This window comes from Neisseria sp. P0008.S010 (assembly GCF_051962715.1).
Classification (GTDB): Bacteria; Pseudomonadota; Gammaproteobacteria; order Burkholderiales; family Neisseriaceae; genus Neisseria; species Neisseria elongata.
Genome location: NZ_JBQCVA010000014.1, coordinates 14024 through 37599 on the forward strand (window position 1 = coordinate 14024; position 23576 = coordinate 37599).

Here is a 23576-nt window from a genome sequence, read left to right on the forward strand (position 1 = left end):
GACTAAAGAGCACAGACAATGAATACAACAAACAATCAGCAAGAGACAGACATCACGCCCAAACTGCGGTTTCCCGAATTTCAAACGATGTTGGGGTGGAAAAAATTACCTTTATCAGATATTTTTAATCGAATTACTTTAAAGAATAAAGAGAATAACCAAAATGTTCTGACAATTTCGGCACAGTACGGATTAATTAGCCAGCTAGATTTCTTTAATAAAGCCGTATCAGCAAAAGATGTTACTGGATATTATTTGCTAGGAAAAGGGGATTTTGCTTACAACAAAAGTTATTCGAGCGGTTATCCTTACGGAGCAATAAAACCTTTAAAACTCTATGATAAAGGCGTTGTTTCAACTTTGTATATTTGTTTCAAGTTAAAGGATAAATACTCAAAATATGGAAGTTTTTTTGAACATTACTTCGAGTCCGGAATGCAAAATAATGAAATTGGGAAAATAGCTCAAGAAGGAGCAAGAAATCATGGGCTATTAAATATTGGGATTCAAGAATTTTTCAATGAAGTTAATGTATTAATTCCACAAATGAAAGAACAACAAAAAATCGCCGACTGCCTTTCATCAATCGACGAACTGATTAATTTTAGAGAACAAAAACTTGCTGCCTTAAAACAGCATAAAAAAGGCTTGATGCAGCAGTTATTCCCAAGCCACAATGATCTGCAAGCAAGCAAGCAAGCAAGCAAGCAAGCAATAGTTTATCCGAAACTTAGATTCCCGCAATTTAAGGATTGTAAAGGTTGGAGGGTTATGCGCTTGGGTAGTATATTCAATTTTTTCCCTACCAATTCTTTCTCAAGAGATAAACTTGATGAAAGAAATGGAACAATTAAAAATATTCATTACGGGGATATTCATACGAAATTCTCTGCTTTGTTTGATATAGAAAAAGAAAGCGTACCTTTTATCTCTGATGCTTTTATGAAAAAAATTAGAGAAAATCATTATTGCAAAGAAGGAGATTTAATTTTTGCAGATGCTTCTGAAGATTTGGATGATATTGGAAAGGCAATAGAAATTGTTAATTTAAATAATGAGATTATGGTTTCGGGTTTACACACTCTATTAGCGAGGCCAATAGAGAGTTACTTTTCTATTGGATTTTTAGGCTACTTATTTCAGTCAAATTTAATGAAAAAACAAATTCAAAAAGAATCTCAGGGAACAAAAGTTTTAGGTATTTCAACAAAGAGACTAAATGATATTTTAGTTATCTTTCCATCCACCCAAGAACAACCAGCCATAGCCGAATGCCTGTCTTCACTAGACAAGCTGATCAGCGAAGAAAACGAACAGATAGGTCGTCTGAAAGACCATAAGAAGGGACTGATGCAGCAGCTTTTCCCAATATTTAGGAACTAACATGAATAATAATAAAATAAAAATCACAACCTATAAAACCATGAGAGGGCTTGCCAATAGAATTCGAGATGATTTGAATAATAAAGATTTTGTCTTGCTCTATGCTTACAATGCCACAGGTAAAACCTGTTTATCTATGGAAGTAAAAAAACAAAATCAAAAGAGGAATAATAACCAAACCAATACTCTTTATTTCAATGCATATACCGAAGATCTTTTTTTTTGGAATAATGATTTTATTAATGAGGGGAAAGAACCAAAATTACTACTCAATTCTGATTCAAAATTCTTTAGTGGACTGGAAGACCTAGCATTGGAAGAAAAAATTTCATTTTATCTAAATCGATATGCGGATTTTGATTTTAAAATTGACTATAAAAATTGGTTCATCTCATTTACCAATCTAAAGGCTCCAGAAAAATTAATTAAAATTTCTCGAGGTGAAGAAGTCATATTTATTTGGTGCTTTTTTCTTGCATTATGCCAATTAGTTTCAGATGGACATGAATCTTACCAATGGGTTAAATATATTTATATTGATGACCCTGTTTCATCTTTAGATGATAACAACACTATTTCAATTGCTTGTGATTTGGCAAAATTATTAAAGGAAAATAAAAATCAATTTAAAGCAATCATTTCATCACATCATGGATTATTCTTTAATGTCATGTGCAATGAATTAAAAAAACAGGAGCATAAGAAATATTTTTTACACAAAGATAAAACGAAAAATTATCTTCATCTCCAAGCAACTGATGATGTCCCTTTTTTCCATCATGTAGCCAGCCTTAGTAAGATACAAGCGGCTATTGATAGTGATTCAATATATACATATCACTTTAATATGCTAAGAAGTATCTTAGAAAAAACTTCTAGTTTCTTAGGTTACAATGATTTTTCAGATTGCCTGACAGGTATTGATGATGAGATTCTATATGCTCGAGCTCTAAATTTATTGAGTCATGGTAATCACTCTATTTATGAACCCAGGGAAATGAATCAAGATAATAAGGATTTATTTAAAGAGATCTTCCAAAATTTCTTAGAAAAATACCATTTTTCTTTACCCCAATTAATCGAGAAGCAACCATGACCCAAGAACAATTAAACCAACTCGGCAAAACGCTATGGGCAATCGCCGACCAACTGCGCGGGGCGATGAATGCCGACGATTTCCGCGACTATATGCTGTCGTTTCTGTTTTTACGTTATCTGTCCGACAATTACGAGCTTGCTGCACAAAAGGAATTGGGGCGAGATTATCCGCAATTGGGCGATGAAGACAAACGCACACCGCTTGCCGTGTGGTATGAACAAAATGCTGACTTCGTCGCTGATTTTGAAAAACAGATGCGCCGTAAAGTACATTATGTGATTAAGCCCGAGTTTCTTTGGGGCAGCATTGCTGAACTTGCACGTATTCAAAGCAGTGAATTATTAAATACTTTGCAAGCTGGTTTTAAATATATTGAAAACGAGTCTTTTGAAAGTACGTTTGGCGGCTTGTTTTCCGAAATTAATTTAAATTCGGAAAAGCTTGGCAGAAGTTACGAAGAACGAAATAAGCGATTAAGCGAGGTCATCAAGAAAATCGCTGAAGGCATCAATGAATTTTCTACCGATAGCGATGCTTTGGGCGATGCCTATGAATACCTGATTGCCCAGTTTGCATCCGGCTCTGGCAAGAAGGCTGGCGAGTTTTATACCCCCCAACAGGTTTCTACGATCTTGTCGCGGATTGTTACGCTCGACAGCCAAAACCCCGCCAGCGGTAAAAAGAAAAAGCTGGACAATGTGCTGGATTTTGCCTGCGGTTCGGGATCTTTATTGCTGAATGTGCGTCATCAGATGGTGGAAGCAGACGGGCATATCGGCAAAATCTACGGACAGGAAAAGAACATTACCACCTACAACCTGGCGCGGATGAATATGTTGCTGCACGGTGTAAAGGATACAGAATTTACCATTCATCACGGCGATTCCCTGCTCAACGATTGGGATATTTTGAATGAAATGAATCCTGCGAAGAAGCTGGAATTCGACGCCGTTGTTGCCAATCCGCCATTCAGCTACCGCTGGGAGCCGAAAGAGGATTTGGCAAACGATTTCCGCTTCAAAAACTATGGGCTCGCCCCTAAATCGGCAGCAGATTTCGCCTTTTTGCTGCACGGTTTCCATTTTTTAAGCGATAGCGGCACGATGGCAATCATTCTGCCGCACGGCGTATTGTTCCGAGGCGGTGCGGAAGAAAAAATCCGCACAAAACTGCTTATAGATGGCAATATCGACGCCGTTATCGGACTGCCTGCCAATTTGTTTTATTCAACAGGCATTCCAGTCTGCATTTTGGTGTTGAAAAAATGTAAAAAAGAAGACGACGTTTTGTTTATCAACGCCGCCGATTATTTTGAAAAAGGCAAACGCCAAAACCGCCTGACAGGCGAACATATCGATAAAATCGTGGAATGCTACCAATACCGCAAAGAAGAACAGAGCTACTCACGCCGTGTATCTATGCAGGAAATTGAGGATAACGGCTACAATCTGAATATTGCCCGTTATGTCAGCAATACCCCTATTGAGGAAGAAATCGATTTGGTCGCTAATCATAGTGTTTTGATGGATTTGGATTTAAAAATTAAAGAGGCTACGGCGAAACATAATGAATTTTTAAAGGAGTTGGGGCTACCGCTTCTGCCATGATTGATTGTTATTAAAAAACATCTAAATAAACATTTGGCAAAATGAAAAGCAGCCTGCACTTTATTAAAACCCAAGTGCAGGCTGCCTGAAACCCATCGGGCTTCGCTTTATGCGGCGTTGTTGTTCATCGTCCAGCAGTCGGTGATTTTACCGTCTTTGACTTTCAGGAAATCCGTGCCGACTTTGACGGCGGTTTTGCCGCCGAGCGTGGCGGTAACGCGCCAATAGGCGGAAATCATGTCGCCGTCGCAAAACGGGCCGAGCACGAGTTCGTAATGCAAATCGGCTTTGGCGCGGATGGTGGCAATCCAGGCCTTCGCGCTGGCAATGTCGGTAACGGGCGCGGGCGGCGGGGTGGAGTCGGCGGTCAGGTGGGCTTTGAAATGGGGCGACAACAGTTCGTCGGCAATATCAAGATGGCCGTTCCACATCTGCGTCCATGCGGTGTAGATTTTGTGTGCGTCAGTCATTTTTTATCTCCTAATGTATTGGATTACAATGAATATCATTGCCTTTCGGTTGTGCCATAATGCAGCGAAACGAAGTTGCCGTCAAGGCGGGGCGGCGAAACAATAAGGCTTTCAGACGGCCTTCGGACAGATATTCAGGCCGTCTGAAAGGCTACTTGAAAATTTAAAAGCAGCCCGCACCCAAAATCGCAGTAAACCCCAAAAGCCCTCTCCCCGGCCCTCCCCCCACAGGGGAGGGAGCAGGTTGGTACCGCCCCACCGTCTGCCGCACAAAACCCAAGTGCAGGCTGCCATCGGTCTGATTTTTTAATTCAGCCAACCGATGTGTGTGCCTGCGATGCTGCTTTTGTCCCATCACCCCCCTCCCGTTTTTCAGACGGCCTTCAGGCTACCTGAAAGCGCAGCTTCAACGAAGTTAAAACGAAGCGAAGCGAGTTTCTGCGAAGCTAAAGCGCCACACACAAAAGAAAACCCACCATGCCCAACCGCACCACCGCCATCCTCGCCACCGCGCTCGCCCCGCTGATTTGGGGCAGCACCTATCTGGTCACCACCGAATTTCTGCCGCCAAACCGGCCGTTTACTGCCGCTTTAATCCGTGTTTTGCCCGCAGGACTTTTGCTTTTGGCGTGGACGCGGTGGATACCTAAACGCGGCGAATGGGCGATGGTTCTCTTGCTCGGTTTTCTGAACATCGGCTTTTTCCAGGCCATGCTGTTTGTGGCGGCGTACCGCTTGCCGGGCGGTTTGGCGGCGGTTTTGAGTTCCACGCAAACGCTGATGGTGCTGGTGTTCACTTGGTTGATTGGCAAAACCATGCCGCCGAAAGCTGCTTGGGGCTGGGCAGCGGCGGGCGTGGCAGGGATTGCGCTGTTGGTGCTGTCGCCGCAGGCGCGCTATGACACGCTGGGCATTTTGGCGGCACTGGCGGGCGCGGCGGCGATGGCCTTGGGCGTGTATTTGTCGAAACATCGCCGCACTTCGCTGCCCGTGTTGGCGTTCACCGGCTGGCAGCTGTTTATCGGCGGACTGTGTCTGCTGCCCGTCGCCCTGCTGGCCGAACCGCCGTTGGAAGCGTTAAGCGCGGCCAACCTCGGCGGCTACCTGTATCTGTGCCTGTTCGGCGCGGTGCTGGCTTATGTGCTGTGGTTCGACGGCATCGCCAAACTGCCGCCCGCCGCCGTGTCTTCGCTGGGATTGCTCAGCCCCGTCTGCGCCTTTGTGCTGGGCTGGCTGTTCCTCGGCCAGGGCATGGATGTGAAATCTCTGGCGGGCTTCGTGCTGGTGCTGGCTTCGATTTTCGGGGTGCAGCGGGCGGTGGGGAAGGCTACCTGAAAGCGGAGCTTCAACGAAGTTAAAAAGAAGTTTCTGCGAAGCTAAAAAGCAGCCTGCACTTTGTTTGCCAAATGTGCAGGCTGCTTTTTCTGCCCGAACTGCAATCCCATCAATAATCGGGTCGCTTTCACCTAGGTCTTTCCCTAAACTTGAGCCGTTTTCAACAGCAATACTGGGAAAAGACTATGTCAAACCTATTGGATTTAAAAGATAAAACAGCCGCCGTCATAGGTGCGTCGTCAGGCATCGGGCGCGCAGTTTCGCTACTGTTGGCGGAACACGGTGCCAATGTTGTTTTGTGTGCCCGCCGTACCGACAAACTGGAAGAAACCGCCGCCCTGATTCGTGCACAAGGCGGACGGGCGGTTACCGTGGCAGGCGATGCGGTGTTGCCTGAAACGCACGAAACGGTTGTCCGCACGGCGCAGCGCGAGTTCGGCGGCTTGGACATCGCAATCAACAATGCAGGCATGCTTGGTGCGTACAAGCCTCTGGCGGAGCTTTCTCCCGAAGAATGGCGGGCTACGCTGGACGGCAATCTGACTGCCGCCTTCCTCGGCGCACGCAGCCAAATCCCCGCCATGCTGGCACGCGGCGGCGGTGCGATGGTATTCACGTCCAGCTTTGTCGGCACCAGTTGCGCCCTGCCGAACATGGGTGCATACGGCTGTGCCAAAGCCGCACTTTCCGCATTGGCCAAAAGCATTACCGCCGATTACGCCGCCCAAGGCATCCGCGCCAACGCCCTGCTGCCTGGCGGCACGGACACGGAAATGATGTCTGCCGACCCTCAACAGCGCGCGTGGGTAGAAGGGCTGCACGCAGTCAAACGCATTGCCCGCCCGGAAGAAATCGCTGCCGCAATTTTATTTTTGGTCAGCCCGATGAGCAGTTTTATCACGGGTGCGGCAATATCTGCGGATGGGGGAAATTCGGCGGTGAAATAGGTTTTCAGACGGCCTGAAAGCGTAAAAAAGCAGCCTGCACATCGCAAAAGAATGCATAAACCGAATTCTGTGCCAAACAAGAATATGACACAGGTTGCGCACAGGCGTTTTGCGGGTTGGTGCGGCAGTAGGGAGAAATCCCTATGGCGGGATAAAATAGCCGCCATGAAATTCAGGGGATAAAATCCGTTTTTCAGGCGATACGAAGATTTCGGGCACATACCACGTGCCCATCCATTAACGTTTTAAAAACTATAGGAGACTTAAAATGAAACATCCTACAAAATTACTCGCAGCCGCCCTGATTGCCTTGGGTTTGAACCAAGCGGCATGGGCAGATGGCGTACTAGATTTTCGGGAGACCTTGCAGGCGGCAGAACGGGGAAATGCACAAGCCCAATTTTCTTTGGGTGGGATGTATGACAAAGGACAAGGCGTGCGCCAAGACTATGCCGAAGCGATCAGATGGTATCGCAAAGCAGCGGAACAGGGGTATGCCGAAGCCCAATTTAATTTGGGTCTGATGTATGACAGCGGACGCGGCGTACGCCAAGACGATGCCGAAGCAGTCAAATGGTATCGGCAGGCGGCAGCGCAGGGGTTTCCCCAAGCCCAATATAATTTGGGCCTGATGTATGACAACGGAGATGGCGTGCGCCAAGACTATGCTGAAGCGGTCAAATGGTATCGGCAGGCGGCTGAGCAGGGATATGCCGAAGCCCAATTTAATTTGGGCCTGATGTATGCCAAAGGATATGGCGTGCGCCAAGACGATGCCGAAGCAGTCAGATGGTATCGCAAAGCAGCGGAACAGGGGTATGCCGAAGCCCAATTTAATCTGGGTGCGATGTATGCCACCGGACGCGGCGTACGCCAAAACTATGCCGAAGCGGGCAAATGGTTCCGCCAGGCAGCGGAACAGGGGTATGCCGAAGCCCAATATAATCTGGGTGCGATGTATTTCACCGGAGGAGGTGTGCACCAAGACTTTCATCTTAGCAAGGAATGGTTCGGTAAAGCATGTGATGGTGGAGTTCAAGAAGGCTGTGGCCAATACCGTTATTTAAATCAGAAAGGTTATTGATGAACGATTTGTGATGCCCTTGTATTCGCAATTCAAGCGCAATGCTTAAATGCTATTGGCGATCGCCACTAAAAACAAATCACCCGACATCTCATCATCCAATGCCTTTCTCGCTCAGCGGTTGAGGGCTTCTTCAACCGCCTAATCCGTTTGACACTCAGCAAGTGTAGTCCGCTTGGCAAAGTGTATGCGGAGCACACGTACGCGGTTTTCAATTTTCAGGTAGCCCCTTTCAGGCTACCTGAAAGCGTAGATTCAACGAAGCAGGCGTTATGCACAAATGTCGGATTCAAGAGTCCGACTTGCGACTACCGCTATGCGGGCTACGCCTGCTGTTTGCCCTCTGATGAAATAATTTAATGGATCTTAAGTATGGATTTAATTTTTACAAGAGATTTCTTTCAAAGCGGTAGTAACCGGTTTGGAGTGCTGTTTCATGAGAGTAGTGGGTATGAAAACTTTGGCTGGTTAGCAAATTTCTTAATGGATGACGGTGGATTGGGGGTTCGGCATTTGTTAGAAATGTCTGAAACCCTATTGAAGGAAATATTGGAAGAAGTGCCTAATGGCGGTGAAGTTGAGCAGTATCGAGAGCACTTTGGGGTAATTGTCGGCAAAGAGATGACAAAGATAGACAGCCTATTAACTGATGAAATCGTAGTGGTCATGCCAACTGAAATTGTTATAGAAAAATTGAAAGAATGTATTGAATTTATTAATAATAATTACGCTGATGAAGTGTGAGCAAGCGTAGCCTGCATGGGCAGGGTGTATACAAAACACACGCACATGGTTTTAACCTTGTTGAAACTCGCACTTACAGGCAGTAACTGTGGGACGGATTCTCTAACCCGATCCGACCGCCCAAAGGCTACCTGAAATATCGGCAGGTGCGCTTGCCCCATTCTCCCTCTTCCACGGGGCGGGTTGCTGTAATTCGCCGTTTGCCGTATAAAACCAAAGTGTAGGCAGTTTTCAGGTAGCCTGCATTGCTATCCGAAGGCCGTTTGAAAAGCTGCCTACAACCCGACAACCCACACCATAAAGGAAAACCCCATGAGCAAACAGCACACCTACCGCGCCACTATCGAATGGACGGGCAATTTGGGCAGCGGCACATCGTCCTACACCGCCTATTCGCGCGATTACACCGTCAAAATCGCCGGCAAACCCGATCTTCTCGGCTCGTCCGACCCCACTTTTCGAGGCGACAAAACCCGTCACAATCCAGAAGACATGTTGCTGGCCGCCATCTCCGCCTGCCACAAACTCTGGTATCTGCACTTGTGCAGCGCGGCGGGCATCACCGTCACCGCCTACGCTGACCACGCCGAAGCTGTGATGGACGAAGGCGACAATGCCCGGCCGGGCAAGTTCGTCAAAGCCACGCTGCGCCCGCAGGTCACCATCACCCAAGCGCAGCACGTCGAACAGGCCAAAGCCCTGCACCACGAAGCACACCGCCTGTGCTTTATCGCCAATTCGTTGAATTTCGAAGTGGAATGTGAGTGTGAGATTACGGTGGAATGAGGGACTGAAAAGCAGCCTGCACCCCATTCCCCACCGAAAGACCCGAACCATGTGCGATTACTGCGCCGATCTGCGCCCCACCGTCCGCATCAAAACCCCGCAAAAAACTATCGAAAATACTGCTGCGCGCCGCCGACCGCCTGGCAGACGGCACGCTGGCCGACATCACGCTCTCCTATGCCCAAGCGGAACACATCAACACCGATTATGTCGAAACCTTCGCCCGCAGCGGTTACATCATCGACACCGACCCGCAGGGCAACCGCCGCCTGCACGGCTGGTACGATTTCCTGACCCACTATTTCCAATGCACACACTGCAAAGCCGTGTTCGAGATTGATGCCGAAACCTACCACGGGCGCGGGGGTGAATGGAAAATGCTGGAAGTAGCGGCCAAGCGTTTTCAGGCTACCTGAAAACAAAAGCAGCCTGCACCCCAATTCAAAACCCTTTCAGACGGCCTGAACCCGTCCGTTTCCAAGATAAGGAAACCCTATGGACTACCCCGCCCTGCTCGCCGTCCTGCAACAACACGCCAATCCCGAACGCGCCGTGCCAATGCAGGCATACATGAAACACCGTTTTGCCTATTTCGGCATCGGCAAACCCGAGCTTGCCCGCCTGTGCCGCCCGTTTCTCAAAGACGCCGCCAAACAGCCGGTCGATTGGGATTTTGTGCGCCGCTGCTGGGATGACCCGCACCGCGAATTGCAATACACCGCGCTCGAATATCTGAAAAAAATGCAGCAGCACCTGACCCCGCAGGACATCCCGCGTTTGCAAACGCTGATTACCGAAAAATCATGGTGGGACAGCTCCGACGTACTCGACCGCATTGTCGGCAACATCGCCCTACGTCACCCCGAAGCCAGCACCGTCCTATTGGCATGGAGTACGCACGACAACATCTGGCTGCGCCGCGTCGCCATCGACCACCAACTGCTCCGCAAACAACGCACCGACACCGCGCTACTGGAAAAAATCATCTGCAACAATCTGGGGCAAAAAGAATTTTTCATCAACAAAGCCATCGGCTGGGCATTGCGCGATTACAGCAAAACCAACCCCGAATGGGTACAAAGCTTTATCGACCACCACCGGCACGAAATGGCCAAACTGAGCCTGCGCGAAGCGGGGAAATACCTGCCGCGGAAGGCCGTGTGAAAACGTGAACTTCAATGAAGTTAAACAAAGCTCCTGCGGAGCTAAAATGTAAACAGCATCCTGCACTTATCTCCATCAAAGTGCAGGATGCTTTGTTTCAGGCTGCCTGAACCGCTCCAAAAACAGTATAATTCATTTGTTTTCTGTTTGTTAGGAGTCATCCATGACCGCAGCCACCATCACCATCCAAGACCAAAACCTCGGCGGCAAAGTGCTGCACGAGCTGTTTTTGAAGTTCCAAACCAACCGCATCAGCGCGGCGGAACTGATTGCCGAACGCGTGCGGCAGGAGGTCGCCGCCTACAACGGCCGCGCCGCCGATGCCCTGCTGCGCCACAGCCTCGTTATCCCCACCGAGCGGGGTGACATCGTGATTCGGGAAGCGCACGGCAAAAAAGGCGCGCACCCGCAGCCTGTGGACGCGGAAAAGCAAATTGCCGTCGCCCTGAACGCTTTTGAGCAGAACGCATTTTTCATCCTTGCCGACAACCGCCAACTGGAAACGCTGGACGACACCGTGTACCTGCACGACGGGCTGGTCGTCAATTTCATCAAACTCACGCCGCTGGTGGGCGGATAGGCAGCCTGAAAACCGCTGCAACATCCAAGGTTTTTGTAGGGTGGGCAGCGAGTGCCCACCCTACGCAAACTTCGGCCTCAGCCTGAAATCTCTCCTAACGCCGAAAAGGACACTGCCGTGCACCCAAAAACAATGTTCCCCGCCTTCCTGCTGACCGCCGCCCTTGCCGCCGCAGCCGCCCCCCAACCCGTGGAAATTGCCCGTTCCCCAAACGGCAGACTCCACATCCTGCAAAGCCACACGGACGACGGTTACACGCTTTATACCCGGCTTTCAGGCAGCCTGAAAGAATGGACGGCCACCCCGCACAAACCCGAAATCCGTTGGGACGGCAACACCGCGTCCGTCCACATTTCCGCCGGAAATTACAGCAGCGCGGACGAGTTCACGGACGGCACACGCCGCTACACCGCCCCCAACCTTGTCGCCCTGCACCAGCCAAGCGGCTGCTATTTGGGCACGGACGGGGAGGGCAGGCTTGCCGTTGCCAAACTGTTCGACCGCGAAAACACCGTGCGCCGCCGCATCGTCCTGCCCGACATGGCGCAGACCGCCACCCCGCTTTCCACGCTGGATTACCAAGGCACACGCTTTTTGCCCGACGGCAGCCTGAAAGTCGTCTATACTGCCCGAAGCGGCAAAACCCGCATCAAAACCTTCAAACAGCCCTGCGGCAGATAGGGCGTGCGGCAAATCCCGTCGGCCGCCCGCACAAAAGGGCTTTCAGGCAGCCTGAAAACGCGTGTGCAACAAGTGCCCACCCTACGCAAACTTCTGCTTTGAAATGCCCCAACCCGTGGAAATTGCCTTTCCCCCCAATCCCTAAGGAGTCCCCATGCCACAATCTTACTGACCAGACCCCGCCATCAGCACGGAACGGCGCGAACAAATCAACCGCATTTTTGACACCTGCCGGGCCGAATGGCACAGGCAGAAAGCAGGCCCCAACGAACGCGCGGACACCAAGAAAATCCCCGCTTATGCCGCCGAAATAGAAAACGCCGCACCCGATTTCCGCGTGGACGTGCTGGTTATGGCAGTGGAAAAAATACGCGGTGCGGACAACCTCGAATGGCTGGCGGACGAAACGGACAACTATCCCAAGATTTACAGTTCCGTTCAGGCTGCCGTGGCCGCCGCCCTTGCCCGCAAAAACCTGCCGATGACCGAAGCGCAGGCCGTGCGTATTTTGGATGCGATGTTTGCCGACAACGGCCTGCTCACCGAAGCGGCGTTTCTATTTTACCCCGTTGCCGCCGTGCTGCGCCAAATCCAAAAACAGCACGGCAACGCCGTCTCCGCCGCACTTTCAGGCAGCCTGAAAACCGCCGCAGAACGCTACCGCGCTTTTGCCGAAGCCACCCGATACAGCCTGAACAGCGCGGACAAGAAAACGCTTGCCGACGTTGTCCGCCTTTGCGGCGAAATGACCCAATCCCCGACACATAAGGAAATCCCCATGACCCAAAACCAAACCGTGCAAATTTCTGATAGCCGCCGTGCTGAGTTCAATCAGCTTCTCAGCGTACTGCAAAATGAATGGGGCCAAAAACGTTCGCACCAATACGCCACGATAAATCTGAAACTCTGCCCCAGCTTTGCCGAAGTGGAGAAAGCCGCGCCCGAATACCGCGTCGATTTACTGATCCACTGCATCGATTTGATACGCGGCTGGGGACGGAATAAAGTTTTTAACAAAAAAGGTAGGGACGGGCTGCACAATTACGACACCATCCGTGCGGCAGTGGCGGTGGCTCTGGCGCGCAAAACACTGCCGATGACGGAGCAGGATGTGCAGCGCATTTTTGCCGCTATGCTGGATGACAACGGACTGTCCGAGCAGCAGGCAGATTTCTATCCGCTCAAATATCTGATAAACCAAATTAAAAAACAATTCCCCAATCCGAGCGAAACGCTTTCAGGCTGCCTGAAAAACGCCTGCGACCGTTACCGCGTCTTTGCGAAACACCTGTGGGACAAAAAAGCCGCCACCGCCAACCTTGCCGCCCTGGCCGAACTGGCAGGCAGTTTCGCCGAAGCCCGCTTTCCCGCCCAAGACGATGCGTTTGCCCGATACGCCAATCCGCAGCTTGCCGCGCTGCCGCCCGAACAGCAGGACGTGTGGAGCAAAATCATTACGCTTGCCCTGTCCGCCAATGCGGGTAAGCCGAGCGAAAAATACCTGAAAGAAGCCAAAACGCTGATTGACGCGCTGGGTGCGGACAGGTTCAAAAAAATGCTGTACGTCTGGATAGAATTTGTCTGCGGCAGCGAAGTGCAGACCGAAACCGTTACCCAGGAATACAGCGGCGGGTCATATAGCTACAACACCCATGTCCTGCCCGTTTGCAGCCTCAACCAGACCGCGCTCAAAGGGCTGGTGTGGATGTGCAGCCATTTCCACGACAGCGCCACCCTGTCCGCCCTTACCCAGCTTGCGCTGCATTCATACGAAAAAATCCCCAATCTCGGCGCACGCTATGCCGCCGTGGGCAATGCCTGCTTCTATGCGCTGTTCCGCTCCAAAGGGCTGGACGGCATCGCCTGCCTTTCACGCCTGCGCCTGCGGATTAAGTTCAGCAACGTGCAAAGCGCGATTACCAAATATCTGGACGAAGCCGCCGCACAGCGGGGCGTGTCCCGCAACGAAATCGAAGACATGGCGGTGGACGACTTCGGCTTGCAGGAAGGCTGCCGCGACTATGATTTTGGCGGATACACCTGCCGTCTGGCGGTTACGGGCGTGGGCAAGTCCGAACTGCGCTGGTTCAAACCCGACGGCTCGCCGCAGAAAACCGTGCCCGCCTTTGTGAAAACCGACTACGCCGACAAACTGAAAAAGATTAAAGCCACACAGAAAAACCTCAACGCCACGCTCACCGCCCAACGCGACCGCTTGGACCAGATGATGCGCTCTGAACACCGCGTACCGCTGGAACACGCCGAACAGTATTACTGGCAGCACGGGCTGATGTCCTGCCTCACGCGCCCGCTGGTGTGGCAGTTTTTCTGCGACGAAAACGACACGCAGGGCAAATCCGCGCTGTGGCTGGACGGAACATGGGTGGACGAAACGGGCGCGCAAACCGATGTTTCAGGCTGCCTGCAAGTCAGCTTGTGGCATCCCGCGCTCGCTACGCAGCAAAGCATCGCCCGGTGGCGCAAACTGCTGTTGGACAAAGAAATCCGCCAGCCGCTAAAACAGGCATACCGCGAAATCTATCTGCTCACCGAAGCCGAAATCAACACCAAAACATACAGCAACCGTTTTGCCGCCCACATCCTGAAACAACACCAATACATGACGCTTGCCAAGGGGCGCGGCTGGAGAGGCTCGCTGGCAGGCGCGTGGGACGGTGGCGACTACGCAACCGTATCGTTGGATTTGCCCGAATACAACCTGCTCGCCCAATTTTGGACAAACGCGGTGGACAGCGAAGAAGCATGGACGGAAAGCGGCATCTGGCAGTATGTCAGCACCGACCAAGTGCGCTTTCACCGGTTGGACGACGATTACAATGCTACCGCGCTGGACTTAATTGATATTCCGCCGCGCGTGTTTTCCGAAGTGCTGCGCGACGTCGATTTGTTTGTCGGCGTGGCAAGCGTGGGTAACGACCCGACTTGGGAAGACAACGGCGGAGAGGCACGTTTTTACAGCTACTGGCAGAGCTATTCCTTCGGCGATTTGGGCGAAGTCGCCAAAACCCGAAAAGCCGTACTGGAAACCCTGCTGCCGCGCCTGAAAATCGCCAAGGTTGCCCACATAGACGGCAACTTCCTCATCGTGCAGGGCAAGCTGCGTACCTACAAAATCCACATCGGCAGCAGCAACATCCTGATGCTGCCGGACGACCAATACCTCTGCATCGTACCCGACAGCCGCAAAAAAGACGCATCCGACAAACTGTTTATCCCGTTTGAGGGCGACAACACGCTCTCGGTCGTCCTCTCCAAAGCCATGCTGCTGGCGGAAGACGACAAGATTACCGACAGCACGATTACCTCACAGATTCAGCGGTAAATTGGGGCAGCCTGAAAAACGCAAATGCCTCCATCCTTGCGGTTTCAGACTATTTTGAAACATAGGGCGCGTAGGCGGCAAATGCCCCTCACGTGCATATACTAGGTTCAAACCCAACATTTCGGGTAACTTGACCGTTTTATTGGGGTTTGAGCCGACCTGCGTTTGTTAAATACCTGCTGCCGAATGCTATCTAAAAAATTTTCTAAATATTTGAATTCAATTACATTAAAGCGAATCTAAACAACCAAATGGGTGCATCTTGATACGCAGAACCATCGTAGGGCAACATACTCGATTCGTTCAACCTGTTTCAGGAACAATTCTTAACGCTTTTGGGCAAAATTGCCGTCAACATTGAGCGGGAAAAAGAAAGCGCCGAATACGGCGCGGTTCGTCTTCAGACGAACAGACAGATTTGTTTGTATCGTCAGGGCAAACACACGCCCAAAAAACTCAGTCAATTTGTCGCATTTTGGAAACGCCCGGCAATGTCCGGCGAAATAGCAGCGTATAGCTCCCTTGAGAAATCGTCGATGGCGACAAACAGGTAATCCTGCTGATTGGCAGCTTTCTGCCCTTTGAGCAGCGGCAGCCGTTTGGTGTCGGGATGTACATTTCCCCAGGGTAGGATTGATTGTAGTGTTTGGCCTGCTTTTTGAGTTTTCCCGAATGCTGCGTTCTACCTTGGCCAGGCGTTTCATTCCATACTTGGCCTGTTTGAAACGGTTGTTGGTGCCGGTTTGGGGTTTGAGCAGCCTGCCCCTTGCGGTTTTAAGCGCACGGTAGATGGTGACGCGGCTGACTTGGTAGCATCGGGCCGGGGAGGTGACGCTTTCCTTTTCCTGTGTGTAGTCCAACCAAATGGCTTGGCGGTGGTGCGGGGTGGCGGGTGTTCTCGTGCATGTTTATGTTTCAGTATTCTCCTGGAAATACTGTAAACAACGCTACTGATTTTTACGTTTTAGCTTCGCAGAAACTCCGTTTTCAGACGGCCTGCCTTTTATTTCGGTGCAAGCACGTCCGCCACAAAGTCGGGCTGCTCCCACGCGCCGCCGGCAAAGCCTTTGCACTGCGTGTCGCTTTCGCTTTTGCTGCGGATGAAGGCTTTGCCGTCCCACACATATTCAACCGTGCTCCAACAGTCGCCCAAGCCGCGGCCTTTTTGGTTGCCTGAAAGTGTAGCCGTACCGTTCTTGTCTACGTCGAAGCCGCCGTATCCGCCCAGGCTCGAATCTTTCAATATGGTGTGGATGCGGCTGAATTTGCTGTCGGCGACGGCGAAAAAACCGTTGCTGTTATAGGCAAACAGTTCGCAACCTGTTTCGATCAGTACTTTGCCGCCGCTTAAGGGATAAACGGTAATGCTGCGGTTGCGTTTGGAATCTTGCAGAATGGCGCATTCGCCGGTTTGGTAAGGTTTACGGATAAGCTGCCATAATTTGCGGTATTCGGGCGTGCCGGCGGCGTATTCTTTGCCTTTCGTTTCGGCGGGTACGCGGGCGGCCTGAATTTTGGGCACAGCTTTGGGCGGTAGCACGGCGGGGCTTTGGGCGGCAAACCGTGTGGCACCGTTTTTCACCCACGCGCTGCCGTCGCCCACGCGCCCTTGATAGGCATCGGCGGCGAGCAGTGCGGCGTATGCGCCGTCGTCGGACAGTTCGCGTTCTTTGCTGCCGATACGCAGGGTTACGCGGTTGGCTGTCGCCAGCACGGCTTCGACGGCGGCGCGGCCGCCTTCGGGAATGGTGGCGAGCGTGAAGTCTTCATCGATGAGGATGTCGGTGATTTTGCTGCCGTTTGCAAACAGGCCGACGGTTTGATTTTTTAGCGCGTTTTTTTTGTTGGTTTCATCATGGTCACGGGGAAAGTCAAACGATTGTACGGACGTCACCCAGAATTTGCCTTCGGCCAGTCGTTCTTGGTCAAAGGCTTTGTCGGGGATTATCCACACCTTGCCCTGACGGTCGGAAATCGACAGCGGCTGGCGTTCAGCGAAGGCGGCGATGAGTTGTTCCGTCTGCTTCGGGCTGAGTGCGGCAGTGTAGTCGTCTTTGCCGAAGGCGACCGTGCCCAGCGATTGGCCGTTTAAAAACAGTTCGCCGCCGGTGTTGTCGGCTTGGGCGCAGGCGGCGGGTGTTTCGCATTCTTCGATAATCTGAATCTGCGCGGTGGTGGCAGCGTTTTTGCCGGCGGGGCGGGTGAACAGGACGGATACGGCATTGTCCGAACCGTCATTGTGATAGCCCGCTACGCGGCAGGTGCCGGTGTTGTCGCAAACGGTGTCCCAATCGCCCAGTTGGGTGCGCAGGCCGGGAAAGTTTGGTGCGGCTTGGTCGGTTGCGGCGAGCAGGCAGGAGAGGAAAAGGATGGTTTTTTGCATGATGGGGTCTCTTTGATTGGGATGTTTTGCCGGCCGTCTGAAACGGGCCGCTTGGTTGAAAACAGGCTGCGGACAGTGTGGGCACGGAATAGGCAGATTATACAAAATGCCGGTTGCCGTTGTGCGCTTATTGATGCCCGCGCGGTTTCGGACGGTTTTGAAAAATAGTGTTCGACGGGGATGGGTATAAAGTGCGTACGGGATAAGAGGCCGTCTGAAAGATGTTTTCAGACGGCCTCTTTGCCTACGGATACGGAATCTAATTAGAACGATACTTTTAAGCTGCCGTAGAAGGCGCGGCCGTGTTCGTTGTAGGTCTGCGCGCCGTTGCCGGTGCGGTACAGTTTTTTGTCGAACAGGTTGCTGATGCCGCCGCGCACGGCCACGCGTTTGTTCCAGTTGTAGCCGGCGTTGATGCCCCAGATGCCGTATCCGCCCAAAACGGTTTGGTTGCGGGCGGAAGCCAGGGTTTCGCCGCTGCCGCCGCTGCCGCTTTGTTCGATGTTGTTGATGGCGACCGAACGCGGTTTGGTGCGGCCGTATTGGGTGAAGGTCAGGTTGGCGTCAAAGCGTTCGTTCGGCGTCCAGGCCAGCGTGCTGTTGATGGTGAACTTCGGAATCAGCGACAGGGGGTTGCCTTTGTAGTCTTCCGATTTCTGCATGTAGGTGAAGTTGTTGCTCCATTTCAGCGTGTTGTGCAGGGGCACGACGAGGTTGCCCTCTAGGCCGGAAACAGTCGCCCTCGGCGAGTTGTCCCATTGGTAGAGGATGCCCGTGCTGGTGCTGCTGCGGGCTATGATTTCCGTGCCGGTGATGATTTTGTTGCGGTAGGCGTTGTGGAAGTAGGTTGCCGAGGCCTGCCAGCCGTTTTTGTCGAATTCGATGCCGATTTCCTTATTGACGCTGGTTTCGGGTTTCAGGTTGGCATTGCCCATAAAGTAGCAGTGTGGGTTGCTGCCCAATTCCACGGGGCAGCCGTTGCCGCGCGTATACAGGATGAATTCGGGGTTGCTTTGGTACAGGTTGGGGGCTTTGTAGGCGCGTGCGATGCCGCCTTTGACCAGCAAGTTTGCGCCAATCTGCTGGGAGAAGTTGAGCGCGGGACTCCAGTTGCCGCCGCTTTTGCTGTTGTGGTCGTAGCGCAGGGACGGTATCAGTTTGGTGGACGGGGTCAGCGAAATATTGTCTTCGACATAGATTGCCTTGTTCTGCTGCGATGTTTTGCCGCCGCGTATGGCGGAAACGCCCGGGAAGGTCGATGTTTGGCCTTGGTCGGTAAAGCCTTGGCGGTTGGATGAGGGATCGTCCAGCTTGCTGTCGGTAAATTCCGCACCGACGGTCAGTACGTTTTCTACGCCGAGTTTGAGCGGTATGTTGGCCTCGCTGCTGAAACGCAGGTTTTTCAGACGGCTTTGGACGTATTCCGTGCCGACATAGCTACCCTCCGGCCCGCCTGCCAAACCTTCGGGCAGGTGGCTGTTGGTGGTGCGTTCGTAGCTCAATACGTTTTTGGTGTCGCCCCAGTCCCACGCGCCGTCATGGGTCAGGGCGTAGGAGGAACGGTAGAGGCGGGCGGTTTCCTTGATGCCGCTCCGGTAGATTTCGCGCAGGGTCGATTCGGTGTCGGAAATCACCGCGCCTGTGGCGGTATCGGTGATGACGGTCCGTGTATTGGCGGCATTGGAATTTTGCGAATCGCCGTTGTAGATATTGCCCTGACGGCTGTAATCGCTGTCGAAAATCAGGGTTTGCGACGGACTGATTTTCCATTGCAGGCGGCCGGCTATGTCTTTGTTTTTCACGCCTTCCACCCCTGCCGCTCCATAGGTGGTGTTGGTAACGGTGCGGGTTTGTCCGGCAGGCACAACGATACGTCCGCGTTCCCGTATCGGGCCGTTTTGCGTGGTAAGGGTGGTGATGGAATCGCGGTTGATGTCGGTGGAATCGGCATCGGTTTTGTTGAAATTGCCGTAGATGCGGAAGCCCAATACGTCTTGGATAATCGGGCCACCGAGGTTGAAGCCGACACGGTTGGTCGCCCCTTCCTTGCTGTCTTGCGGCTGGTTGGTGTAATAGTTCACCGATCCTTTGAATTCTTTCGGTACTTTTTTGGTAACGATATTGACCACACCGCCCATCGCGCCGGAACCGTAGCGGGCGGCGGCGGGGCCTCGCAGGACGGTAACGGATTCGATTTCTTCAACCGGCACCCAGTTGCTGTCGCCGCGCGTGTTGCGTTCGCCGCGCATACTGATGCGTTCCGACTGGCGCGAATGGACGGGTTTGCCGTCAATCAAAATCAGGGTGTTTTCCGGTCCCATGCCGCGCAGGTCGATTTGGCGTTTGTTGCCGCGCTGGCCGGTGGCGGTGTTGCCGGTGAGGTTTACGCCGGGCATGGTGCGGACAAGTTCGGAAATATCGTTTACGGCAGGCCGTTTTTCGATGTCTTCGTTAGAAATGCGGGAAACGCCGAGCGATTGCTGGAGTTGTTTTTCGGCGGTAACGTAAACGGTGTCGAGCGATGCGCCTTCTACGACGGTGTCTCCGTCGGCATGGGCGAAGGCGGCGGCCAGTGTCAGCGGCAGTACGGCCAGCGGGAAGAGGGGGAGTTTGCGTTGGGCAGGCATATTTTTCCTTTTCTGTGTGCGGAATGGGATAAAGGGAATGAAATATAAACGCTAATTAGTCGTGTTTCAAAAAATGTGCAGTAGAATCGGTTGTTTTGTTAATATTTGTCGATTTGCCGCAACAAAGGTGAGGCAGAGGATGGGATTTGCCCGTAAAATGGCCGTTTTTTTGCGGCGGGATTTATGCAAATTCCTTATCTGTCTCCCAATGATTATAGGTTTCCCAACGCCGCCCGCTTGGCGGCGGAATATGACGGGCTGGTCGGTGTAAGCGGAGATTTGGACGCGGGGCGGCTTTTGTCGGCCTACCGCCAAGGTATTTTCCCGTGGTTTTCCGAAAACGAGCTGTATTACTGGTTTACCACCGACCCGCGCACCGTACTGCTGCCGGAAAAGCTGCATATCGGCCGTTCGCTGGCGAAAACGCTGCGGAACAAAAGTTACCGCGTTACCGTCAATACTTGTTTTTCCGACGTTATCGCCGCCTGCTCCGCAGTGCCGCGCCCGGGTCAGGACGGAACTTGGATTACGCCGGATTTTCAGACGGCCTATGGCAGGCTGCACCGTTTAGGCCATGCCCATTCTTTCGAGTGCCGGTTGCCTGATGAAGCCGGGGAATGGCGGTTGGCAGGCGGTTTTTACGGAGTGCAGATCGGGCGGGTGTTTTACGGCGAATCAATGTTCGCCCGTATGCCCGACGCATCGAAAATCGCCTTTGCCTGCGCCGTGCCTTTCCTTGCCCGCTGCGGTGTCGGGTTAATCGACTGCCAGCAGGATACGCATCATTTGCAGCGTTTCGGTTCGGAAACGGTCAGTCTGTCTGCTTTTCAGACGGCCTTGGAGCGGTTGAACGGTTTGCCGCTGTTGCAGCCGATAGAACGCGGGGTAGTGGCTGAAAATATGGCTTAGACCTTGTGAATTGAAGTAGTCCGAGAAAAGGCCGTCTGAAAACCTTAAATATCGTTTTCAGACGGCCTTTTTTTGCGGATGAAGGTTGAGTCAAAACCAGGCGTTAAAGCGGTAGGGCCGGATGTATCCGCATCACAAGCGCGTTACGCTCAAGACGCCTTTGACGTCGCCGAGGCTGGCGAGGACGCGCGGGAGGTCGTTGACTTGTTTGACTTCGAGCGTGAACCTCATGCTGGCTTCCAAGTCGCGGGACTGGGTTTGCACGGCGGTAACGTTGAGTTTGTGGCGGGCGAGCGCGTCGGATACGTCGCGTAAAAGTCCCGAGCGGTCTTGGGCGCGGATTTCGACATCGACGGCGAACACTTGTCCTTCCTGCAACGCCGCCCAGCTTGCGTCCAACACTTTTTCAGGCGCTTGTTCGGCGAGGTGTTGGAAAGACGGGCAGGTTTTGCGGTGTATCGAAATGCCGCGCTCGCGGGTAACGAAGCCGACAATATCGTCGGGCGGCGCGGGTTTGCAGCATTTGGCAAGTGTGGTCATCAAACCGTCTTCGCCATCGATGAGTACACCTGTTTTGCCGCCTTTTTTAATTTTGGACTGTTTGACGATGGTAGTTTCGCTGACGGGCACGGGCGGCGGTTCGTTCAGCGTGCCGCAGGCTTTCTGGATGGCACGGTTGGAAATTTCGCCCTGTCCGACGGCGGTGTAGAGGTCGTCGAGTTTTTTGTAGCCGAGGTTTTCGGCAAGTTCTTGCAGGTTGGGTTTGGGCGTGAGTTTGGCAAGCTGTTTGTCGAGTTGGACGCGGCCTTCTTCGCGCACGGTGTCGGCGTTTTGCTGGCGGATGTAGGCGCGGATTTTGCTGATTGCCTTGCTGGATTTGACCCAGCCTTCGTAGAGCCAGTTGACGGAAGGATGCCCTTCTTTGGCGGTAATGATTTCGACGCGCTGTCCGTTTTCGAGCGGGGTGGACAGCGGCACGATTTGCCCTTCGACTTTCGCGCCGCGGCAGCGGTCGCCGATGCTGCTGTGCAGAGCGTAGGCGAAGTCGATGGGGGTCGCGCCCGTAGGCAGGGAGAGGACTTTGCCATGCGGAGTCAGAACGTAAATCGTGTCGTTGAAAAGCTCGGTTTTGAAGGCGGCAGCGAGGTCTTCCTTGCCGCTTTCCGCCATGTTTTCGCGCCAGTCCAAAAGTTGGCGCAACCAAGCGATTTTTTGTTCATAGGCGGAATCGCCCTTGCCGCCCTCTTTGTAACGCCAGTGGGCGGCGACACCGAATTCGTTGAATTGGTGCATATCGAAGGTGCGGATTTGCACTTCCACGCCTTTGTCTTCCGGGCCGACGATGACGGTGTGCAAACTTTTATAGCCGTTGCCTTTGGGGTTGGCGATGTAGTCGTCGAACTCGCCGGGAATGGGCTGCCAGAGGCTGTGGACGATACCCAGCGTGGTGTAACACTCGGGGACGGTATCGACCAGAATCCGCACGGCGCGGATGTCGAACAGCCCGTCGAAGCTGAGTTTTTTCTTCACCATTTTTTTGTAAATGGAGTAGATGTGTTTCGGGCGGCCGGCGACTTCGAAGTGGACGTTGTATTTTTTGAGCTCCGCGCGCAGGATGTTGAGGAAGTTTTCGATGTATTCGAGGCGTTCGGTGCGTTTTTCGTCCAAAAGCAGCGCGATTTCACGGTATTTTTCGGGTTCTTGATGGCGGAAGCCGAGGTCTTCGAGCTGCCATTTGAGCTGCCACACGCCCAAACGGTTGGCGAGCGGAGCGAAGATGTCGAGGGTTTCTTTGGCGACGGCGCGTTTTTCGGGGCTGTCGGGGACGTTACTGAGGAACTGCATGGTTTGTGTGCGCAGAGCCAGCTTGATGATGACGACGCGGATGTCGGTGACCATCGCCAACAGCATTTTACGCATGGTTTCGGCTTGTTGCGCGCGCTCTTCGGAAGTGGCGAGGTTGTCGACGCGGATAAATTGGGTCAGTTTCTGTACTTCGTCGATACCGCGCACCAGTTCGGCAACGGGTTTTCCGCATTTTTCGGCAACGGTTTCGAACCAGTTGTCCCGATAGGTGGAAATGTCGGTCAGTATGGTTGCGGCGACTGCTTCCGGCAGCAGGTCAATGTCTGCCACCATTTGTGCAGCTTTCAGCAGGTGTTCTGACAGCGGCTCGCCGCTTTCAGTAGTTGCCTCGGGCGGATAGGTGTTTTCGGCTAGTTCTAAGGCATGATGTAATAAAGCACGGTCGGAATCGTTTTGTTGGGAGCAGTATTGTTCGAACCATTGTTTGGCCGTCTGAAAATCGGATTGTGATGACGAGGGTGCAGGGTTAATGCCAGCCATGGGATGCTCCGAAACGGTATGGGAGAAGGGATGGACGAATATTGTAGCTGAAACGGGCAGGGTAGGAAAACAAGGTTTCTGAGAAGCT

The 23576-nt window shown here is 52.3% G+C and carries 19 protein-coding genes and 1 pseudogene; 14 read left to right on the forward strand and 6 right to left on the reverse strand.

Translation table 11 applies throughout. The features are described from left to right. The first annotated feature begins 18 nt into the window (after positions 1-18). Genes ACTHSL_RS05360 through ACTHSL_RS05370 form a run of 3 tightly spaced genes read left to right on the forward strand, consistent with a single transcriptional unit; the run spans position 19 to position 4089 of the window. Positions 19-1383: a restriction endonuclease subunit S gene (locus tag ACTHSL_RS05360; protein ID WP_440380629.1), complete on the forward strand. Its 1365-nt coding sequence runs from the start codon at positions 19-21 to the stop codon at positions 1381-1383. 1 nt (position 1384) lies between these two features. After that, positions 1385-2479 carry an AAA family ATPase gene (locus tag ACTHSL_RS05365; protein ID WP_440380630.1) on the forward strand — a complete coding sequence of 365 codons (1095 nt, stop codon included), beginning with the start codon at positions 1385-1387 and terminating at the stop codon, positions 2477-2479. Beyond that, positions 2476-4089 carry a type I restriction-modification system subunit M gene (locus ACTHSL_RS05370; protein WP_440380631.1) on the forward strand — a complete coding sequence of 538 codons (1614 nt, stop codon included), beginning with the start codon at positions 2476-2478 and terminating at the stop codon, positions 4087-4089. The genes ACTHSL_RS05365 and ACTHSL_RS05370 overlap by 4 nt, the downstream gene beginning before the upstream one ends. Positions 4090-4196: 107 nt before the next feature. Here the strand turns inward: ACTHSL_RS05370 and ACTHSL_RS05375 are convergent, their stop codons facing one another. After that, positions 4197-4559: an ester cyclase gene (locus ACTHSL_RS05375; RefSeq protein WP_049256085.1), complete on the reverse strand. Its 363-nt coding sequence runs from the start codon at positions 4557-4559 to the stop codon at positions 4197-4199. 477 nt (positions 4560-5036) lie between these two features. Between ACTHSL_RS05375 and ACTHSL_RS05380 the strand changes: the two genes are divergently transcribed. The 5 genes from ACTHSL_RS05380 to ACTHSL_RS05400 all read left to right on the forward strand — a co-directional run bounded on the left by ACTHSL_RS05380 (position 5037) and on the right by ACTHSL_RS05400 (position 9455). Then, positions 5037-5894: an EamA family transporter gene (locus tag ACTHSL_RS05380; protein ID WP_440380632.1), complete on the forward strand. Its 858-nt coding sequence runs from the start codon at positions 5037-5039 to the stop codon at positions 5892-5894. Positions 5895-6079: 185 nt separating this feature from the next. Further along, positions 6080-6841 (forward strand): SDR family oxidoreductase, encoded by a 762-nt coding sequence (locus ACTHSL_RS05385; protein ID WP_440380633.1) that lies wholly within the window; start codon positions 6080-6082, stop codon positions 6839-6841. Between the two features lie 268 nt (positions 6842-7109). Next, the gene (locus ACTHSL_RS05390) at positions 7110-7925 is read left to right on the forward strand and encodes a tetratricopeptide repeat protein (RefSeq protein WP_440380634.1); all 816 of its coding nucleotides are present in this window, start codon (positions 7110-7112) and stop codon (positions 7923-7925) included. A gap of 372 nt (positions 7926-8297) precedes the next feature. Further along, on the forward strand, positions 8298-8669 hold the full coding sequence (locus ACTHSL_RS05395) for a hypothetical protein (protein ID WP_440380635.1): 372 nt from the start codon (positions 8298-8300) through the stop codon (positions 8667-8669). A gap of 312 nt (positions 8670-8981) precedes the next feature. Next, a complete protein-coding gene (locus ACTHSL_RS05400; protein ID WP_079541068.1) occupies positions 8982-9455 on the forward strand; it encodes an OsmC family protein in 474 nt (157 codons plus the stop codon). 107 nt (positions 9456-9562) lie between these two features. Here the strand turns inward: ACTHSL_RS05400 and ACTHSL_RS05405 are convergent, their stop codons facing one another. Beyond that, on the reverse strand, positions 9563-9877 hold the full coding sequence (locus ACTHSL_RS05405; RefSeq protein ID WP_440380636.1) for a hypothetical protein: 315 nt from the start codon (positions 9875-9877) through the stop codon (positions 9563-9565). 73 nt (positions 9878-9950) lie between these two features. On the opposite strand from ACTHSL_RS05405, the gene ACTHSL_RS05410 reads away from it, so the two are divergent. The 5 genes from ACTHSL_RS05410 (at position 9951) to ACTHSL_RS05430 (ending at position 15777) form a co-directional block, all read left to right on the forward strand. Next, positions 9951-10619, forward strand: a complete 669-nt coding sequence (locus ACTHSL_RS05410) for a DNA alkylation repair protein (protein WP_440380637.1) — start codon at positions 9951-9953, stop codon at positions 10617-10619. 163 nt (positions 10620-10782) lie between these two features. After that, positions 10783-11199, forward strand: coding sequence for a hypothetical protein (locus ACTHSL_RS05415; RefSeq protein WP_440380638.1), 417 nt, complete (start codon positions 10783-10785; stop codon positions 11197-11199). A gap of 117 nt (positions 11200-11316) precedes the next feature. Then, positions 11317-11880: a hypothetical protein gene (locus ACTHSL_RS05420; RefSeq protein ID WP_440380639.1), complete on the forward strand. Its 564-nt coding sequence runs from the start codon at positions 11317-11319 to the stop codon at positions 11878-11880. 352 nt (positions 11881-12232) lie between these two features. Further along, positions 12233-15223 carry a DUF4132 domain-containing protein gene (locus ACTHSL_RS05425; RefSeq protein WP_440380640.1) on the forward strand — a complete coding sequence of 997 codons (2991 nt, stop codon included), beginning with the start codon at positions 12233-12235 and terminating at the stop codon, positions 15221-15223. 422 nt (positions 15224-15645) lie between these two features. Next, on the forward strand, positions 15646-15777 hold the full coding sequence (locus ACTHSL_RS05430) for a MepB family protein (protein WP_440380654.1): 132 nt from the start codon (positions 15646-15648) through the stop codon (positions 15775-15777). On the opposite strand, the pseudogene ACTHSL_RS05435 reads toward ACTHSL_RS05430, so the two are convergent. From ACTHSL_RS05435 to ACTHSL_RS05445, 3 genes and pseudogenes are all read right to left on the reverse strand, one after another. After that, a pseudogene (locus ACTHSL_RS05435) lies at positions 15717-16135 on the reverse strand (IS481 family transposase); the annotation flags it as partial. The gene ACTHSL_RS05430 and the pseudogene ACTHSL_RS05435 overlap by 61 nt on opposite strands. Before the next feature lie 91 nt (positions 16136-16226). Further along, complete coding sequence (locus ACTHSL_RS05440) at positions 16227-17606, reverse strand: DUF1176 domain-containing protein (protein WP_440380641.1); 1380 nt, start codon at positions 17604-17606, stop codon at positions 16227-16229. Between the two features lie 263 nt (positions 17607-17869). Beyond that, positions 17870-20233 (reverse strand): FepA family TonB-dependent siderophore receptor, encoded by a 2364-nt coding sequence (locus tag ACTHSL_RS05445; protein ID WP_440380642.1) that lies wholly within the window; start codon positions 20231-20233, stop codon positions 17870-17872. Between the two features lie 183 nt (positions 20234-20416). On the opposite strand from ACTHSL_RS05445, the gene aat reads away from it, so the two are divergent. After that, positions 20417-21142, forward strand: coding sequence for a leucyl/phenylalanyl-tRNA--protein transferase (gene aat / locus ACTHSL_RS05450; protein WP_440380643.1), 726 nt, complete (start codon positions 20417-20419; stop codon positions 21140-21142). A 132-nt stretch (positions 21143-21274) separates the two neighbouring features. Here aat and ACTHSL_RS05455 read toward each other — a convergent pair whose 3' ends face one another. Further along, positions 21275-23488: a RelA/SpoT family protein gene (locus ACTHSL_RS05455; protein WP_440380644.1), complete on the reverse strand. Its 2214-nt coding sequence runs from the start codon at positions 23486-23488 to the stop codon at positions 21275-21277. Positions 23489-23576 lie beyond the last annotated feature (88 nt).